This window comes from Fervidobacterium sp. (assembly GCF_059913585.1).
Map to the genome: position 1 here is coordinate 146,036 of NZ_DBOLZL010000012.1, position 19,267 is coordinate 165,302.

Genomic DNA, 19,267 nt, shown 5'->3' on the forward strand with positions numbered 1-19,267 from the left:
TTTGACAATCTTAAATGGTAGAAGGTGACTTGAAAAGATGCCAAAAACAAAAACCATTTACGTATGTGATAAGTGCGGTTACGAGTCACCAAAGTGGTTTGGAAAATGCCCAGTTTGTGGTGAGTGGAACAGCGCCAAGGAATTTCAACTAAAGGATGCTTCAACGGAAACAAAAAATATAAGACCTCAAGATGCGGGGATGATGGAATCTCATCCTCGCTTTTTTGATTTACATACAGCCCTTGAAAAATCTGAAGAAGAAAGAATCAAAACAAACATCCCAGCAGTTGACCAACTGTTGAATGGCGGATTAGTCCGAGGACAGGTTATATTACTGGGTGGGGAACCAGGTGTTGGTAAGAGCACCTTGGCACTTCAAATATGCGATGCTACAGCCAAAAGTAACGAAAGGGAAGACCATGTTGTTTATTACATATCTGGTGAAGAGAGTGTTCATCAAGTGGCAAATCGTGCCAAGAGATTAGGAATTAAAAATCCAAGAATTTTAATTTCTTCCGAAACACAAATAGAAGATATTCTCAGCAACATAGATCCACAAAAAGCAAGACTAATTGTTATTGACTCGATACAAACACTCAGCAGCGTTGATATAGATTCCCCTGTCGGTGGCGTTGTCCAGATAAAAGCTGTTGTCGAAAAGGTTAGAATTTTTTCAAAGAAATACAACGTCCCTTCCTTGCTTATTGCACATGTTACTAAAGAAGGGGTTATAGCAGGACCAAAATTAGTTGAACACGTGGTTGATACTGTGATATATTTCGAAGGTGAAAGAACAACTGATTATAGGATTCTAAGAGTTCAAAAAAATAGATACGGTCCTAGCGGAGAAATCTCCGTCTTCCAGATGACTCAAGAAGGATTAAAAAGTTTACCTGAGGATATATTACTGAACTATTCGAACACCCCAGGTAACGTTTTTACCAGCGTTTTTGAGGGAAGTAGACCTTTGAATGTCCAGATTCAGGCACTTGTCTCCCGAGTAAAGATGGCTTCTGGAAGGAGAATATCGCATGGTATAGATGTTAGAAAAGTCATAATATTATCTGCTGTCTTAGCAAAGCATCTGAACCTGCCTCTGGATTTTCATGACATATACATAAATGTCTCTGGGGGATTGAATATAACAGACCCCGGTTGTGAATTAGCGATCGCGGGTGCGATATTGTCATCTTTTCTCGACTCCTACATAGGAAATGCGCTCATGGTAGGAGAAGTAGGTTTGGACGGTAGTATCCGACCAACAGTGAACGTTACAAAGCGTATAGAAAACGCAAAAAAACTACAGATAGAAAGAATAATCATTCCAGCTAATGTTGAATACAACTCTATCAATTCAAAATCACACTTGAAAGTAGAGCGTGTGAAAGACGTAAAACAACTTTTTGAAATTGTCGTATCAGAAAAAATGGATAAAATTTGAAAAACTAAATCATAAGAGAAGGAGTGGAGAAGATGGCTGAAAAGTTGAAAGTTAAGATACTGATTGATAGTACGTCCGACTTTCCAAAGGAACTTATCGAACCATGGGATGTTGATATTGTCCCACTTTACGTTGTCTGGCCCGATGGAACGACGGAGAAGGATAATACAAGGGACTTCAATGAGTTGAAAAAATTCTACGAAAAGCTCAAAACTTCGCCAGAATTACCAAAAAGCTCACAACCAACTGTTGAAGACTGGAAGGCAAAATACGAAGAAGCGAAGAAAAACGGTTACGATGGTGTTTTAGTTATAACGATATCCTCAGCTATGTCAGGAACATTTAACTCCGCAGTTTTGGCTTCAAAAGAAGTAAACATCCCAGTGAGAGTTGTCGACTCCAAGAGGGCATCTACGGCTATATCTCCGATGGTTAGGTATGCACGTGAATTGTTCGACCTTGGTTTGGGACTTGAAGAGGTAGCTCAAGAGCTTGAAAAGAAAATAAAAGCCAAAGGTTTTGGTGCGTTCTTCTATGTCCAAGACTTCAACTTCCTTGTTAAAGGTGGAAGAGTCAGTAGATTTGCCGGGTTTGTCGGCTCGCTTCTGAAGATAAAAGTAGGCATTTACATAGATGACGAAGGCAATATGATTCCATTCACAAAAGCGAGAGCAACAAAAGCAATACACGAAGAGTTAATCAAAAAGGCTCAGGAAGAAGGGTTCCCTGCAGGTAGTACCGTGGATTTATACATGGTAAGTTGTGACAATATGGAGGAACTCAAAGAGATAGAAAAGGAACTAAGAAAAATTTACAAGGTCAAGAATGTCTACTACACACCTACCGGTAAGGTTATTTCTATGCATGTTGGACCCGGTCAGACGGGATTTGGTATAGAAAGATATTAATTGTATTAGTTTGTATCAGCTTGTAAGGGGGTAATGGAATGGCAAAGAATACATTCAACACCCTTGAAGAATTTAAAAAATTCAGAGAACAGATGAACAAAGAAATTTTAGACCGCGGGACGATAAATACGAAACGTTTTTGGAATCTTGACGGTGCAGTTTATCGTGAGGGTGCTATTGAGCCTAAGTATAAGGAACTAATGGGACTTGTTGCATCGATGGTTCTTAGGTGTGATGATTGTATAACATACCACATGATACGATGTGCTGAACTTGGGGTAACTGACGAGGAGTTTTTTGAGACATTTGACATAGCGCTCATCGTAGGTGGCTCAATAGTCATTCCACATTTGAGAAGAGCGGTAAATACATTATTAGAAATCCGGAGGCTCCAAGCAAATGGCGAGAGCGTTTCTGTTTGATGGAACAGGTTTGCTTTACAGAGCTTTCTATGCCATAGACCAATCATTATCGACCACAACCGGTATTCCAACCGGTGCACTTTACGGTTTGGCTCGAATGTTGCTAAAGTTTATAAAAGAACACATAACAGTAGGTGAAGACTACTGTGCTTTTGTTGTTGATGTAAAAGGTGGTAGTACTTATAGAAAAGAACTTTATGAAAAATACAAAGCGCATAGGCCAGAAACCCCAGAACCTTTGCTTAGACAGATTAGCCTTGTGGGTGAACTAATAGAAGGTTTTGGAATCAAACTTGTTCGTATGCCAGGTTACGAAGCCGACGATGTGATAGCTACACTGGCTAAAAGATTTGAAAAAGAAAAGGTTTCACTGGGAATTTCCGAAATAAACGTTGTGACAAGCGATAAAGATTTGCTCCAGCTTGTGAATGAGAATATTTCAGTGTGGCGTATAGAAAAAGGCGTAACCGATATCAGAAAATACACCACAAGGGATGTTTACGAACGATACGGGGTCTACCCTCAACAGATAGTTGATTACCTTGCTCTGGTTGGTGATACTTCAGATAACATCCCAGGTGTGCCTGGAATAGGTGAAAAGACAGCGGTGAAGATACTACAAGACTTCGGAAGCGTGGAAAATGCTTTGAAAAATCAGAACAAGTTACCTGATAAGATTAGAGAAAAGCTTTTGAGTTTCTCGGAGGACTACGAACTGAGCAGAAAACTCGTAGAACTGAACTGTGAGATTGAATTGCCAATCGATTTGAAGGAACTGAAATACCAAGGTTATGACTCGGCAAAGTTGTTAGAGGTTTTAAAAAAGTTTGAATTTGCAAGTATAATAAAAGAATTGCAATTGAGTACTCCACTTGAAAAAGCTGTTGAATACAACATCATCTCAAAAGAAAGTGAACTCAAAGGATTGCTTGAAGAAATACTCAAAGCAAAGAAGGTAGCACTTGATTTAGAAACCAGTTCTCTTGACCCATTTACAGGTAAGATAGTAGGTATCTCCATAGCAATTGACGAGGGCAAGGCCTATTACATACCAGTGGCACATTTGGATGGACCAAACGTTCCACTTGATAAAATCAAAGAGTTCTTAAAAGAAGTTGTCGATATGAGAAGGTTCGGAGGTCATAATCTAAAATTTGATATCAAGTTTTTGAAAAAAGCAGGTATAGAACCTGAATATCCGGCTTTCGATACCATGATAGAGGCTTATTTGCTGAACCCAAACGAGAAGAGGTTCAACCTCGATGAGATGGCTTTGAAATTCCTTGGATACAAGATGATGAGTTATGACGAGGTCATGCAGGGTGCACTACCACTTTTTGCTGGAGATTTCTCATATGTGCCTGTGGAACGCGCAGCGAGGTATTCTTGTGAAGATGCAGATATTTCATTGCGCATTCATAACAAGCTATATCCTCTTATATACTCAAACGAAATGGTTGAACTATATGAAAAAATCGAATTACCCCTTGTCTCTGTTTTGGCGCAGATGGAACTCAATGGTGTATTTTTTGACACGAAATACCTTTCTTCATTGTCCTTAGAAATGGAGAAAAAGCTATCTTCACTTTCACAGAGGATATTTGAAATAGCGGGGGAACCATTTAATCTGAACTCACCAAAGCAGGTTGGTTACATATTGTTTGAAAAACTAAAACTTCCCGCAATGAAGTCAACAAATACGGGGGCTTATTCGACAGATGTAGAGGTTTTAGAAAACTTGGCGTCCGATTTCGAGATTGCTCGTCTACTCTTGGAATACCGGAAGATACAGAAGTTGAAAAGTACGTACGTAGACGCCATACCAACGATGGTGAATAAATACACAGGTAGAATCCATGCCTCTTTCAATCAGACTGGAACCGCAACTGGTAGGTTGAGCAGTTCAGACCCCAATTTACAGAACCTACCAGGGAGAACGGACGAAGGAAAAGAAATTAGAATGGCTGTAAAACCACAAAAGGAAAATTGGTGGATTCTTGGAGCGGATTATTCACAGATTGAACTAAGAGTTTTGGCTCATATGAGCGAAGACGAGGAGCTTATTAGAGCCTTTAGTGAAAACAAAGATATACATTTAGAGACAGCAAAACGTATATTTGGTGTGAGCGACGAATTTGTCAACGAAAGTATGAGAAGAATCGGGAAGATGGTCAATTTCGCAATAGTTTACGGTGTGTCTCCTTACGGTTTGTCAAGAAGAATAGGCTTGGACATAAAAGAAACAAGAAGAATAATAGATGCTTATTTTAACACCTACAAAGGTGTCCAGGGCTATATAGCAACGATAAAAGAATTCGCAAAGAAAAACGGATACGTTAAGACAATGTTCGGCAGACGAAGAGAAGTACCGCAAATAAATGCTAAGGATCCAAACATCAGAGCTGAAGGTGAAAGGATTGCTATAAATACACCAATACAAGGCACCGCTGCAGATATAATGAAGATTGCTATGATAAAGATACACGAAAGAATGAAGAAAGAGAATTTAAAAAGTATGATGATACTTCAAGTGCACGACGAATTGGTTTTTGAAGTGCCGGAGGAAGAAATTGAATTGATGAAAGAGATTGTCAAGACAGAAATGGAGAACGCCGTAAAATTAAGAGTTCCCTTGACAGTAGACATCTATGTAGAAAAGTATATGCTGTAAATATTTAGTAAATTAAAATACTTCCTACGAACAACAAAACAGCTGCCAGAAGTCTGACACCTATCCGTTCTTTGAGAAAAACCTTAGCAAAGAACATCGTTACAAAAACAGATAACATAGAGAGTGGCTCCGCAACGCTAACACCGAAATAATTGAAAGCCTTCAAAAGCGCAACGTATGAATAAGCGTTACAAATGCCACCCAAAATAAGATAAAGCCACTTTTGTTTAATTAAGTTCGTGTAGTCTGAAATTCTACTTCCAGTTGCAACCCCGTAAATCAAAATGTAAGTACTTATCACAAGGTATATCCCCACCGAGTATCCAAGAGGTGAGAGGCTAATTGTAACCTTCCTATCGATGATTCTACCAACTGCCATGAGCAGTGACGATACAATCATCGCCACTGCTCCTTTGCTTTTAATGATATTTGTATACGAAACGACTACATTCTCCCCTTTTTTCAAAAAACTCACACCGTAAATCATCAAAATAGCACCTATTAGCCTTTTTATGCTAAACGTTTCACCTAAAAATATCGAAGCCAATATTACTAAAAATATAGCGTTCAAATTATACAACGGGGCAATGACAGAGGCATCTTCGTGCCCTAATGCATATGTGTAAAGCGAAAACGAGATTGAGTAGATGGAACCACTCACAAGTGACTTCATAAGTATTTCCCACGTAATTGTATTTAAAAACGGGAAGAATGAAAGAAAAGAGAAGAAAAAGAATCCCCATGCAGCCACGAAAGTGGGAGAACCCTTAGATATCTTATTTCCAGCTATACGTTCGTAGCCAAGCAGAATAATACGAACGCTCATCCACAGCAGACCCACAACTTGTGAAAATTGAAAAAGAGCAATGTTCGTCACCTATTTGTTCCCCCTTATTTCTGCTTACTTTTAGTTGTGCTATAATCATTTTAGCATATATCTTCAAAGAGCGAGCAAATTTAGAGTAGTTTGGGGGTGCTAATTTTGAGCAAATCGGAAAACATCCAAAAGGTTTCTTTATGGAAGCTTTTTTCAATAACTGCAAAAATAGGTGCAGTTACTATCGGTGGTGGCTACGCTATGGTTCCCATTATTTGCGAAGAATTTGCAGTAAAGCATAAGTTCTTACAGCCAGAAGAATTCGACTCGCTTCTGGTCATAGCACAATCTATGCCCGGACCAATCGCTGTTAACACTTCTACACTTGTAGGTTACAAGCTGAGAAAGATTCCAGGGGTGATTGCTGCTGTTGCGGGTGCTATTTTCTTTCCAATGATTATAATCCTTGCCATTGCAATCGTGCTTGGGAAATTTTATAACTTCTTAAAGCCTTTTCTTAATGGTATGAAAATTCCTTTGCTCGCTATTATAGTCGTTGGTGTATTGAGACTTTGGAGAAGCAGTGTGAGAAATTTAGAAGATTTTGTCATCTTCCTAGTTGCTTTCTCCAGTGTTACTTTCTTGAAATTCAATCCCGTCTACGTCATCTTACTGGGCATTTTATACGGGATTATCCGATTTTTTGTAAATCAAAGCAAAGGGGAGTGAACAGAATTGAATTACCTAAAACTCTTCGTTGTCTTTGCCCAAATAGGTGCAATCAGTTTCGGTGGCGGTTACAGTATCCTCAAGGCGATAATTCACTACGTGGTTGATACAAACAAATGGTTGACACTTGACCAATTTAACGAAATCGTCGCGATTTCCCAGTCCACACCTGGACCTATCGGAATTAATGCTGCCACTTTCGTTGGTTACAAAGTTGGCGGGATTGTTGGCTCTATAGTCGCTACTTTTTCGGTTATACTTGTTCCCATCGTTTCATCACTTACGCTTTATTTTTTCTACCGCAGACATTCTGGAAATAGAGTCGTTCAAAGTGTCATTTCTAAGCTGAAACCAGTGGTTCTTGGAATGATAGCCGCTGCGTCATTTAGCTTTATCAAGACTTCGCTTGGAACTCCTTTGGCAGTTGTTGTAAACATTGTTGCAGTTCTTCTTTTGCTCAAGACAAAAATCGATACGGTTGCGATTCTTCTTTTATCTGGTATCCTTGGCTACGTATTTTTTAAATAGATTACATGTTATAATACATAATAGATATCGGTACATTTAAGGGGGTGTGACGTGTGGCATTAAGGGAAGGCGTTGAAAATATCACACTTTACGATGATGGTCAGCATAAGTTCATCTTCCTTGCTTGGGAAGAGCAGGAAGAAGAAGGTATAGTTCAGACGAACCAATATCTGATAATCGACGGAAGTGAAGCGATGTTACTTGACCCGGGTGGAGCTCATGTCTTTCCGAGGGTACTTGCTAACGTTTCTGAAGTAATAGAGCCCAGCAAAATTAAGTATATCTTCTTTACACATCAAGACCCGGACGTTACCTCTGGAATCACGCTTTGGCTTTCTATAGCAGAAAACGCTAAGATTTACATCTCTGCGCTTTGGACAAGATTTCTCCCGCACTTTGGAATATACGACCAAAGAAGAGTGGTTGCACTTCCAGACAAAGGGGACAAATTGAGATTGCCATCCGGAACAGAACTTGAGTTCATTCCTACACACTATTTGCACTCAACAGGTAATTTCACACTTTACGACCCAAGGGCAAAGATTTTGTTCTCCGGGGACCTGGGTGTCGCTGTTTTCCCAAAAGGTCAACGCTACGTTTTTGTTGAGAACTTTAACGAACACGTGAAACTCATGGAAGGGTTCCATAAAAGATATATAACCTCGAGTGTTGCTTTGAGAAAATGGTTGAGTATCGTCGAGAGAAAAGAAATAGACATTGTTGCTCCACAACACGGGGCGATTTTCAAAGGCGAAAATGTTAAGAAGTTGTTTGAGTGGTTCAGAAATTTGAAATGCGGTATAGATATCATCGACGAGATATATGGCAGGTGATATTATGCCAGAAATCAGTAAAGAAACTATAGAACAGATGTCTTCCGCTTTTTTTGCCGAAAACTTGATGACCTCTTTCATGGCTCAACTCGATGAGGCTTTGATTTCAAGGGTAAAAATCGTTCAAGAGAATTTACGTGAGTTAGAGAATGTATTTCGCAATATGCAGGTAAGGTTAAATAAATTGTCTGAGCAATTTGGGAAAGAATCCCAAGAGATTGTCAGTGTTATTGAGCAATCTCAAAATGTGAACAGAAACATAACTGAGGAACTTAAAAAATCTGGTGCGGATATATCAAAGATAAATGACATAGTCATAGGTTCTGTGAAAAATACAACCCAGACGCTTGAGATGTTCTCGAAAGTCGAAAATATGGTCCTGGAGATTACAAAAATAGCGAAACAGACAAACCTTTTGGCTTTGAACGCCTCGATAGAAGCTGCAAGGGCTGGTGAATTTGGAAAAGGTTTTGCAGTTGTTGCATCGGAAGTTCAAAAACTTGCTGGTGAGTCTAACAGAGTAGCGAAAGAAATAAACGATTTGGTAAAAGAACTTTCAGCTTCCGTTTCCGAGGCACTGAATAGTATAAAGCTAGTAGGTGAAATCTTCCAAACTGTTCAAAGGTCACTTGAGCAACTCTTGGGGTTTATGAACCAAAATTCGGCACTGCTTTCACATGTTGCAGAGCTCTTATCAGGAACGAAAACAGAACTCGAGGCTGAAAATAGCAATTTCAATTCCGCTGTTGAGATAATGGACCAAGCGGCAGAAAAATTTGAGACGTTATCAAGAGTGATATCATCAATTGTGAAGGCGCAGACTAAACTTAAAGATTTGAGGTTATAAACCAAGATAGATCCTTAAGGAGTGTATAGCAGTGCGTGAAATTCAAAAGAACATAGTGATTTCCAAAAATAAGCTCGCAAAAGGGACTTACGAATTTTGGATAGAGAATGAACTTATTGCACGAAATGCTAAGCCTGGACAATTTGTGATAATTAGAACTTCAGAAAAGGGTGAAAGAATACCTATTACGGTTGCTGACACCCGTGATGGTGTGTTTCGCATCGTTGTGAAAGCTGTAGGTAAATCCACAATTGAGCTCTGTATGAAGGATGAAAAAGAACAACTTTTCGATGTTGTGGGACCTTTGGGTAAACCAAGTGAAATTGACTACTACGGAAAGGTTATGGTCATCGGTGGCGGGATTGGTATAGCTGCGATTTTTCCCATAGCGAAAGCACTAAAAAATGCGGGTAATGTAGTTACGGTAATCCTTGGTGCTAAAACGTCATCAGAATTGATTCTTAAAAACGAATTTTCTTTTGCGGACAAAGTTGTGGTTTGCACAGATGATGGGAGCGAAGGCATAAAAGGAACGGTTGTAGATGGAATGTTGAAAGAGTTTGAGATGGAAAAACCGAATATGATTTGGTCTGTGGGACCTGCTGTGATGATGAAGGCAACAAGTAACATAGCTTCCGAGTATAACGTACCTATTTGGGTATCACTAAATGCGATTATGGTTGATGGAACAGGCATGTGTGGGGGATGTAGGGTGCTTTTAAGAAAAGAAGAAAGCGGAACTTTAAAGGAGGAGATTAAATACGTATGTGTCGATGGACCCGAATTTGATGGAAGATACGTTGATTGGGACAGCTTCATAAGAAGGTTACAACAATACAAAGAAGAGGAGAAGAAAGCATTGGAGAAGTTTTTGGAAAAAGTTGGTGATATCTCATGGCTGTAAAAGACAGAATTCCAGTTCCTGAACTCGAGCCATCGGAAAGAAAGAAAAACTTCATGGAGGTTTCTCTAGGTTATACATTGGAATTGGCGCATCAGGAAGCGCAAAGATGTTTGCAATGTAAAGTTCCAACCTGCGTTTCAGGTTGTCCTGTTGGAATAGATATCCCTGGGTTTATAAGAGAGATAGTCAGAGGGAATTTGAAAAAATCGTATGAAATTCTCAAAAGTTACAATTACTTACCCGCCATCTGTGGTCGTGTGTGTCCTCAGGAAGTTCAGTGTGAAGGTGCATGCGTTCTGAACAAAATAGGTAAACCAATAAACATAGGAGCTCTGGAAAGGTTCGTAGCTGATTTCGCAAGTCAAGAAGGCTTTGATGATGAAGGAGGCGGGTTTGCAACATTTGATAGTATTCCTTACATATTGAAAATTGACCCAGCTAAAGTATCAGCCTTAAGGTCTAAAAAAGTTTCGGTGGTTGGTTCCGGTCCAGCGGGCTTGACAGTTGCATCAGAACTTGGAAAACTGGGTGTTAAAGTGCATGTTTACGAAGCATTACACGAGTTCGGTGGCGTGCTTGTCTACGGAATACCTGAGTTCAGGCTTCCTAAAGAGATAGTGAAACGCGAAGTGATGCAACTTGAAACACTTGGTGTAGAGTTATTCAAAAACATACCTATCGGCTATGCAATACATCCGAAGGAATTGCTCGAAAGATACGATGCGGTTTTTGTTGGAGTTGGGGCTGGGACTCCAAAGTTCATGGGGATTCCAGGAAGTGAACTTAACGGTGTTTATTCTGCAAATGAATTCCTCACGAGAGTGAATCTAATGAAAGCATATAGATTCCCGGAATACGACACTCCCATAAAGGTTGGGAAAAGAGTGGTAGTAGTGGGGGGTGGGAATACCGCAATGGATGCGGCCAGAAGTGCTTTAAGACTTGGAGCACAAGTTACTGTGGTATACAGGAGAACCGAAGCTGAAATGCCGGCAAGACGTGCGGAAATACATCATGCGAAGGAAGAAGGAATAGAATTTTTGTTCTTGACCAATCCTGTTAAGTACATTGGAGATGAGAGTGGTAAATTGGTAGGGGTAGAATGTATAAAGATGGAGCTTGGGGAACCAGACGAGAGTGGTAGAAGAAAACCGGTCCCAGTGCCGAATAGCAATTTTGTTATAGAGGCCGATATTGCCATCGAAGCAATAGGAACCGAGTCAAATAGGTTCTTGCTTAGTCAGTTTCCAGATTTAAAGACAAATAATTACGGTTATATAGTTACGAACGAATACGGTCAGACAAGTATTCCAAAAGTATTTGCAGGTGGCGATATCGTTACTGGTTCTGCAACTGTTATCCTTGCCATGGGAGCAGGGAAAAAGGCCGCAGAGGGGATAGTTAAATTACTTACAGAGTAAAATATAGTTATCGCACATTTTTACAGATAGCTAATTGACGATAGTCAAGGGGGATAAGGGGGATTATGCTTTACACCGAGCTTATCTTCGCAATGATTATCTTAATGCTACTTTTAACAATAATTTCTGGGACAATTCCTGCTCAAAGGGAAACACTGATGGAGTCAATCAGACAAGAACGAGCTCAGTTAATCGCTGAAAATATGTTTTGGCAACAGGTAGACAATGAATATCTAGAAAGTGTTCAATCTGATAAGTTTAGTATAACTTACGATGTTGTGGTGGATGGGAGGAAATACAAAGTCACAATAAACGCTATAAAGTTCGAAAGACCGCAAAAATAACAAAAGTAATAAAAATGCGGAGCGATTGCTCCGCATAATGTTTTGTATCTTTTATATCTGCCTAACAGATTCTCTTTCAACTATCTTTGTTGGAAGGATGATATTTCTTGGAAGCCTGGTTCGTTTATCTGTTATACGTTCAATCAAGAGTTGAGCCGCGGTTGTGCCCATCTCCCACCTGGGTTGCATAACTGTTGTGAGTCTTGGGTTTGTGTAATTCGCAAATGGTGCATCGTCAAAACCTATCACCGATACTTGCTCTGGAACTTTTATTCCATGTTCCTTCAGTGCATCCATCGCACCTATCGCTGCCCAGTCATTGACAGCAAATATCGCTGTGAAATTCAAGCCGTGTTCTTGGAGATGGCGTACCACGCTTACCCATCCATGTTCTGAGTTGTAACCTCTGTGAACCCCGTAATATATTTCCACATTGTCTTTACCTACTTTATCTAAGAACTTTCTTATCCCTTTTTCTCTGTCGAGTGCTGCTGGCGAGTTTTCTGGACCTGGGATAAAAAGAATTTTCCTGTGACCGTGCTCGTAAAGGTATTTAATGGCAGCGTATCCTCCACCGATATTATCAACGTTTACTGTATCAAAGTTAATTTCATCAACTGCAAAATCAATGACAACCATCGGTATGCCACTTTTCTCAAAACGTTGTATAAGCTTACTGCCTCCGTAAAGTTCTCCGAGAATGACTCCATCCACTTTTCTTCGGAAGTACTGGTCCAAAACGTGCTGTTCAGCATCAGGTTCACCTTTTGGCAATGCTAACATCACGTCGAATCCTTTTGAATAAGCATATTCTTCAATGGCCATGACGATATCGCTGTAGTGATAACCGCGTATATCTGGAATCAATATACCAATGGTTTTGAACAGTTCTCTGTAAGTTGTTTTGAACGACATCATCGGTTTGTAATTTAATTTCTTCATCGCATTCAGGACTTTTTTCCTCGTTTCTTCAGAAACATTTTCGCTACCATTAATAACCCTTGAAACTGTCGCTATCGAAACATTTGCCATTCGTGCTACGTCTCTAATGTTAGCCATCCAAACCACCCCAGAAATCTATCGTTAATTACTCTTCACCACTTTCATCACTTTCCATTTGATAAACCCTTACGTAATCCACATACATTCTTGCAGGGAATTGGGTCTCGTTTGTCGGATAACCGGGCCAGTATCCACCAACTGCAAGGTTCAATATTATGAAAAAGTCATTATCAAACACCCAAGCTTTTCCACGTGACTCTATCGCTGACTTTGTAACGATGTGGTAAATTTTGTCATCAACATACCATACTATCTTTTCCTCGTCCCACATTATTCCAAAAACGTGGAAATCACTTGTAAAATCTGGTGTTGGAGGCTCCAACCTTATCCTTCCTTGAATACCATTTGAACCAAAATAACCAGGTCCATGCAAAGTACCATACGCAGTCCACTTGTCATGTCCTAAGAACTCAACGATATCAATTTCTCCACAGGTTGGCCAACCAACATATCTAAAGTTGCTACCAAGCATCCAGAACGCTGGCCAGAGGCCTTTGCCATAAGGGAACTTTATTCTTGCTTCTATCTTTCCGTATTGAACAGTGAATTTACCTTCCGTCTTAATACGGGTGGATGTGTAATTAAAAGTCTTGTTGCCCTCTTTTACAGTTTCTTTTCTTGCCTCAATTACAAGCATTCCTTTTTCAATCCATGCATTTCTTCCCTCGGTGTAATATTGCCACTCACCATTTCCCCAACCGTTGTTGTTTCCTATATCGTATCTCCATTTACTGGTATCAAGCTCTTTTCCATCAAATTCATCTGACCAAACCAACTTCCATCTGGGATCTTTTATCATACTCTCATACTCCTTTAAGGATGCCAAGCAATTTGTAGTAAGAAAGGTTAAAAATACAACTGACACAATGACCAACAGATATTTGCGAAATTTAGGCTCTGAAAACAACATTCAACACCACCTTCTTTCTTTATTCTTCATTCTTTGTCATATAGTTACTCGTAAAGGAAAGTTATTTCTATACTTTCAATTTTACCATCTCTGACAAGTTTTGCATATGGTTCTTCGATAAGGTTGCTCGCGATTTCTATTTTTTCACCGGTCGTTGTTATCAGACTGATTCTTTGTTTTGAGACATCGAATTTGAAGGTATCGAACCTTTTTGGATTCAAATATGTTACCTTTACTTTTCCAAGGAAATTGAAAGATACTTTTCCTTCCTCATCAAACAACCACCCGGGTAATATGGGTTCAAAAGACAAGATGAGTTTACCATTGATAAACTTAAACGGCTTAAGTCCTGCTAGCATTATCCTCCACATGCTTAAAAACTCCGCACTTGCGCCGCTCAGTCTTGCAACAAAACCTGTTGCATGGATTTTTTCGTCTGGATTAGCACTACTTGCTATGAATGATGAATTTTCCAGAGGACTTCTTCCGTATACTTCAGGGTCCATAAATGCAACAATTACGTTCTTGAAATCCTCATAGAACTCTTCGTATAGGCCGTTCTTTATAAGCTCTAACATGTATTTGTATTCCATGTGTAGCCATATTGATTCATTTTCCAACCAACCGGGTGTGAACGCCTTGGCACGTCCGATTTCTATGCTTTGCTCTTTCAAAGGAGCGTTAACTTTGTACATTTTCAACTTTTTGTCATAGAGCTCTGATGACTTGACCTTTTTGTAGATTTCCTTGATAAATTCTTTGTTGTTTCCGTAAGCCTTAAACCCTCGAACCATTCCTTCCAAGAAATATGGCATCGGCTTTTGTCTGAACTTACGCACTTTTACGAATTTTTGATTACCTACTTCGCTGATAATTTCGTATTCTTCAGCCTCATAATAATAGTAAGTTGGCATCATTCCGTTGCTTTCGGTAATTGCTTTGTCAAGCGCGGATTTCAACTTTGCTCTGAACTTTCCAAGGACACTTGCCAGTTCATTTGCTGTGATTTCGATTTCTTCACCCAAGAATCCAAACTTTACATCTTCACGGTAAGCTTCCCTAAGGTCGGACATCTTTTCCCAATATTTGAAATCTTTATCAGCATCATTGCAAGCATTGTACCAATCGACAACTTCGACTTCTTTCTTTATTAATTCCATAACTTCGACTGGCAAGTTAACTTTTCTGTGTTGATATTCTTTCAATGTTTCTACAATGAAATTCATTAAACGCAGGAGTTCAAAGCTTTCTGCAACGGAAGAACCAAATAATCCGGGCAATCCGTTTAATGCGTCGTACCAACCGGGCTTGCCTGCTTCCATCTCTATGCCAACGCCAGCGGGGTCTGTTGTCGCAAATTTTACAGCTACAAGATTGACAAGCTTAGTTATTAGTGTTGTTCTGTAGATTTCACCTTTTCCTTTATTTGTTCTCATAACATTTTTGAATTTATCCCTTGACTCAATGAGTATTTTCTTTTCTTCATCAAGGTAAAGGGAATTGTACTGTCTTACTTTTCCGTCGACGAAGACATATCTTTTGGACCTGGGCAGTACACACTCTGCATTGTCGTAGTATGTATAGGATTTGTCGTCAAAAAGAATTTCTTCTTTTGTTTCGGGGTAGATTGCCAAGTAACTTTCGATGAGGTCCAAGTTGTAAGTCCAGTGGTCGGTCCAAAAACCTTCGCCATGAACCGCGTCCGTTTCTTCTTCAAGGTACTCTGCCAGATTCCTCAAAAATTCTTCGAAGTCTTTTTTAAGGACTATATTTTGCCTTTCAATGAATGTCAGCAATTTTCCAGGCGTTAGATTACCTGCGCTCAAGAAATTAAACAATTTTTCAACATTCTCCGCATTCTCCAGTTCAGCTTTTAAGAACTCTTTAACACCTTCGCATTCGGGTTTCAGTCTGTACCTGACACCGTTTATTACAAGTGGATTGTAACCGTCCGGCTGTATCAAGTTGACAAAGAATCGGATGTTGTAATTTCCTATCTCTGGGTGAAAGACAACGTCCTCTCTTCTGTTCTGATTCACATCTCTGTAATTTGCGTTACCAGAAGAATAATACTCAGGCAATAGCACGAAATAATTGTAATCCCTTTCTAAATCACCATGTTTCCTCGAGTATATGTGATAGACTAATCTATCTTTACCTTCGCGCAGAACGACTGGATATCCGCCCCTTAATATGTTGTCAAGATAAGTTTGTTTCGTATATTCATCAAATAAATCAGAAGAAGTCTTCGTCCATACATCATTAACAATCTCTTCAATTATTTTATTACCCTCTTTTCGTTTGTTTTCAAGGTATTCTTGGCTTGAGAATCTCTCTGCGTATTCGTTGAGTAGGTTCATATCAGGTGTATGCCCAACAACTGTGTAAATATAAAATTCTTCGCCGGGTTGGAGTGTTACTTCGACTGGAGAGAAAGCACAAGGTACCCTATTCGAAGTGATTTGCTTCATTTTTCTTATATTTTCTAACCTGGAACCGATGAAAACATCTGGTTCGATATATGAGGTGTTCATTCCAAAAATAACATCAGGATCCACCAACGGCATTAGGAGTTCCTTTTTTCCTGACTGAATTTTGAACGAAACGTAGAAATTACCCTCTTTGAATTCGGAAACAGCTGCTACGTCTTCTGCCGTAGACCTGAGTTTAAATACGGGCATCTTGTTTTCCAAATTATATACTTCCATCCAAGCCTTCAACGTGTTACCCACGTCCTTTAAACCGTAATCGTTTATTCCATAAGGAAGAAGTGCAGAAAGCCCATCGAGAATTTCAAAACGTTTTACTTCGTTAGATATATTTTGGAATTTAACAATCCTGATAAGTGCTCCTAACTTTTCCTGGGGCAGTATGAAGTAAAGTATATTCGTTTTGAGACCATGAACATTATTTATTTCTTCTATCTCCACTTCATTCCTTGCAATATACATCCTTTGTGTTACTTTATCGGAAACCACTTTTCCAAAAGGCTCAAAGAATGTATCCATAGACAAATCTTTAACAAACGTTCTGAAGCCGTGTGTGAAGATAACTTGATAAGACCTAAAAGCCGGATGGAATTCCATAATAGGGTTATCTTTATGAGCAATTCCAAAAGATGCGATTGCCTGAGCTCTGTTAACGTAAAACACCCACAGCGGTATACCTTTCTTACCAGCTATGCCGGGCAGAAAGCTTGCAAATGGCTTTGAGTTATTGTAATCTTCAACTACAAACCTCTTATTCTTGTCGAAGTAGTATCTTACCATTTCAAGACCTCCTTTTTTAAAATTATGAACTTAGTCAAGCACATACTTACCTATCAATCTGATATCTCTTGACGAAGCTCCAACTCTTATTTCGTATTCTCCCTTTTCAACTATCCAGTAATTACCATTAAAGCTTGCAAGGCTTGAGACGGGAATTCTAATTTCCATTTTCTGAGTTTCTCCTGGTTCAAGCAACTTCGTCTTTTCAAACCCTTTCAATTCTTGGTAAGGTTTGTCTATGTTTCCTCTTGGAGCCCTCACGTAAATTTGTACAACTTCTTTTCCAGACATGTTACCTGTGTTCTTGATTTCGAAAGTTACAACGATATCTCCACCGTCTCTGCATAGCTTTAGATTAGAGTATTCGAACGTCGTATACGAAAGTCCGAATCCAAATTCGAAAGCAGGTTCCACTCTAAATGTATCGTAATACCTGTATCCGACGTAGATGTCCTCATCGTAAACTACTACTTGCGGGTTATCTTTTGGCTCACCTGGGAATGACCTTGACGGAACATCTTCATATCTTTTTGGGAACGTCGTTGGAAGCTTTCCGGACGGATTCACTTTTCCACTTATCACATCCGCTAAGATTCTTCCTGCCTCCTGACCTGGTTGCCAAACCAATAATATGGCATCACAAAGATTTTTCCAGCTTTCCACTTCGATAGGAGAACCTATATTTAGAACGACTACAAACTTCTTACCTTGCTTTCTGAAAGCGGTTGAAAGTTTCGACATTATGTTAAGTTCATCGTCCGTAAGATAGAAGTCACCCTTTTCAAGTTTTCTGTCAACACCCTCTCCTGAGATTCTTGTGATGATGAATATCCCAACATCGTTTCTTGAAGCATATTTCTCGATATCTTCTTCGCTAAGTAAATCCTGCGGAAGCCTGGGTATGATATCTTCGCCCCATTGACCTTTAGTTATAACATAATCCGTGGTTCTAAAATCCGAGACTTTTTTTCTGTAAAATTCTGCCAGTTCCATGTCAACCTTTAACCCTTTTTCAATCGCACCATCTAAGAAGTTTATGGTGTATCTTGGGTGGGTCTCCCCGCTACCTGTTCCACCTCGTATCGTTTCAATCTGCCCCGTTCCGAATAGTGCAATTTTTGTATCCGGTGAGAGTGGTAAAGCATTTTCATTCTTTAGCAAAACAACACCCTCGCATCCGGCTTCGTATGAAACTTTTGCATGTTCGTCGAGGTTTGGTTTGTTTGAATACTTATACCCTTTGAATGAAGGGGTCTTAACAAGAACTTTTAAAATTGTTCTTACCCGCTCATTTAACATTTCATCGTTAATTTCTCCACGCTCGTAAGCTTCTTTAATTTCCTCGATTTCTGGTCTTCTATGTTTGAAAATTTGATACGTATTTCCTGGCATCAGCAAATCGTTCCAAGATTTGACTTGCTCGGCTGCGTTATCACCTGCGAACCAATCAGTCATCACTAATCCGTCAAATCCCCATTCGTCGCGGAGCACATCTTTTAAAAGCCATTTATTTTGGGATGTGTATTTACCGTTTAGCCTATTGTAAGAGCTCATCACAGTCCATGGCTTTGCCTTCTTAATAGCTATTTCAAATGGTTTCAAGTATATCTCTCGCAAAGCCCGCTCAGAAACGATGGTGTCAACAGTCATCCTATTTGTCTCCTGCTCGTTTACCACAAAATGTTTTAAACATGCGCCAACACCTTGTGATTGAACGCCTTCAACAAAACTTGCAGCCATTTCGCCTGTTAATAGAGGGTCTTCGGAATAGTATTCAAAATTTCTTCCGCACAAGGGATTTCTGTGGATGTTAATTGCCGGTGCTAAAAGTATATCTACTCCGTACTCTTTAACTTCTTCTCCCATTGCTTCTCCAACTTTTCTAAGTAGATTCCTGTTCCAAGTGGAAGCAAGCATAGTCTCAACGGGAAATGCTGTTGCATGGTATTTATTCTCATCATTTTCACGTTCAGGGTCTATCCTCAAACCAGCCGGTCCGTCGGCGAGTACCATACTTGGGATACCGAGCCTTTCTACGGGTCTTGTTTCACCAGCCTCACCTTTAACCCTTGGGGCAGGGTTATTAGGTAACCAAAGCACACCTGCACCAACCAAGAGATTTATCTTTTCGTCAACCGTCATTTCAGAAATTACCCTTTCG

General features: G+C 39.7%; 16 protein-coding genes. 11 read left to right on the forward strand and 5 right to left on the reverse strand.

Annotated elements, in window-relative coordinates; genetic code table 11:
- Positions 1–37 precede the first annotated feature (37 nt).
- From radA to polA, 4 genes are read left to right on the forward strand one after another with little or no spacing between them, the layout of a single operon-like run.
- The gene (gene radA, locus AC3M61_RS04025) at positions 38–1,441 is read left to right on the forward strand and encodes a DNA repair protein RadA (RefSeq protein ID WP_500779613.1); all 1,404 of its coding nucleotides are present in this window, start codon (positions 38–40) and stop codon (positions 1,439–1,441) included.
- Positions 1,442–1,473: 32 nt separating this feature from the next.
- Complete coding sequence (locus AC3M61_RS04030; RefSeq protein ID WP_500779614.1) at positions 1,474–2,349, forward strand: DegV family protein; 876 nt, start codon at positions 1,474–1,476, stop codon at positions 2,347–2,349.
- 38 nt (positions 2,350–2,387) lie between these two features.
- A complete protein-coding gene (locus tag AC3M61_RS04035) occupies positions 2,388–2,771 on the forward strand; it encodes a carboxymuconolactone decarboxylase family protein (RefSeq protein WP_500779615.1) in 384 nt (127 codons plus the stop codon).
- A complete protein-coding gene (polA, locus tag AC3M61_RS04040) occupies positions 2,749–5,442 on the forward strand; it encodes a DNA polymerase I (protein WP_500779616.1) in 2,694 nt (897 codons plus the stop codon). The genes AC3M61_RS04035 and polA overlap by 23 nt, the downstream gene beginning before the upstream one ends.
- Positions 5,443–5,446: 4 nt before the next feature.
- Here polA and AC3M61_RS04045 read toward each other — a convergent pair whose 3' ends face one another.
- Positions 5,447–6,319: a DMT family transporter gene (locus AC3M61_RS04045; protein ID WP_500779617.1), complete on the reverse strand. Its 873-nt coding sequence runs from the start codon at positions 6,317–6,319 to the stop codon at positions 5,447–5,449.
- Between the two features lie 105 nt (positions 6,320–6,424).
- Here AC3M61_RS04045 and AC3M61_RS04050 point away from each other — a divergent pair, with 105 nt between their 5' ends.
- The 7 genes from AC3M61_RS04050 (at position 6,425) to AC3M61_RS04080 (ending at position 11,865) form a co-directional block, all read left to right on the forward strand.
- Positions 6,425–6,988, forward strand: coding sequence for a chromate transporter (locus tag AC3M61_RS04050; protein WP_500779618.1), 564 nt, complete (start codon positions 6,425–6,427; stop codon positions 6,986–6,988).
- Between the two features lie 6 nt (positions 6,989–6,994).
- Positions 6,995–7,516, forward strand: coding sequence for a chromate transporter (locus tag AC3M61_RS04055; RefSeq protein ID WP_500779619.1), 522 nt, complete (start codon positions 6,995–6,997; stop codon positions 7,514–7,516).
- A 53-nt stretch (positions 7,517–7,569) separates the two neighbouring features.
- On the forward strand, positions 7,570–8,349 hold the full coding sequence (locus AC3M61_RS04060) for an oxygen-binding di-iron domain-containing protein (protein ID WP_500779620.1): 780 nt from the start codon (positions 7,570–7,572) through the stop codon (positions 8,347–8,349).
- Positions 8,350–8,353: 4 nt separating this feature from the next.
- Positions 8,354–9,196, forward strand: coding sequence for a methyl-accepting chemotaxis protein (locus AC3M61_RS04065; RefSeq protein ID WP_500779621.1), 843 nt, complete (start codon positions 8,354–8,356; stop codon positions 9,194–9,196).
- 31 nt (positions 9,197–9,227) lie between these two features.
- Positions 9,228–10,100, forward strand: coding sequence for a sulfide/dihydroorotate dehydrogenase-like FAD/NAD-binding protein (locus AC3M61_RS04070; RefSeq protein ID WP_500779622.1), 873 nt, complete (start codon positions 9,228–9,230; stop codon positions 10,098–10,100).
- Positions 10,091–11,521, forward strand: coding sequence for an NADPH-dependent glutamate synthase (gene gltA / locus AC3M61_RS04075; protein ID WP_029684206.1), 1,431 nt, complete (start codon positions 10,091–10,093; stop codon positions 11,519–11,521). The genes AC3M61_RS04070 and gltA overlap by 10 nt, the downstream gene beginning before the upstream one ends.
- Before the next feature lie 65 nt (positions 11,522–11,586).
- Entirely contained in the window at positions 11,587–11,865 is a 279-nt protein-coding gene (locus AC3M61_RS04080) for a hypothetical protein (protein ID WP_029684208.1), read from the forward strand.
- A gap of 51 nt (positions 11,866–11,916) precedes the next feature.
- Here the strand turns inward: AC3M61_RS04080 and AC3M61_RS04085 are convergent, their stop codons facing one another.
- The 4 genes from AC3M61_RS04085 to AC3M61_RS04100 form a co-directional block, all read right to left on the reverse strand.
- A complete protein-coding gene (locus AC3M61_RS04085; RefSeq protein ID WP_029684209.1) occupies positions 11,917–12,924 on the reverse strand; it encodes a substrate-binding domain-containing protein in 1,008 nt (335 codons plus the stop codon).
- A 28-nt stretch (positions 12,925–12,952) separates the two neighbouring features.
- On the reverse strand, positions 12,953–13,726 hold the full coding sequence (locus tag AC3M61_RS04090; protein ID WP_500779623.1) for a glycoside hydrolase family 16 protein: 774 nt from the start codon (positions 13,724–13,726) through the stop codon (positions 12,953–12,955).
- Positions 13,727–13,881: 155 nt separating this feature from the next.
- Complete coding sequence (locus tag AC3M61_RS04095) at positions 13,882–17,106, reverse strand: cellobiose phosphorylase (RefSeq protein WP_500779624.1); 3,225 nt, start codon at positions 17,104–17,106, stop codon at positions 13,882–13,884.
- Between the two features lie 30 nt (positions 17,107–17,136).
- Positions 17,137–19,248, reverse strand: coding sequence for a glycoside hydrolase family 3 N-terminal domain-containing protein (locus AC3M61_RS04100; RefSeq protein ID WP_500779735.1), 2,112 nt, complete (start codon positions 19,246–19,248; stop codon positions 17,137–17,139).
- Between the last annotated feature and the right edge of the window lie 19 nt (positions 19,249–19,267).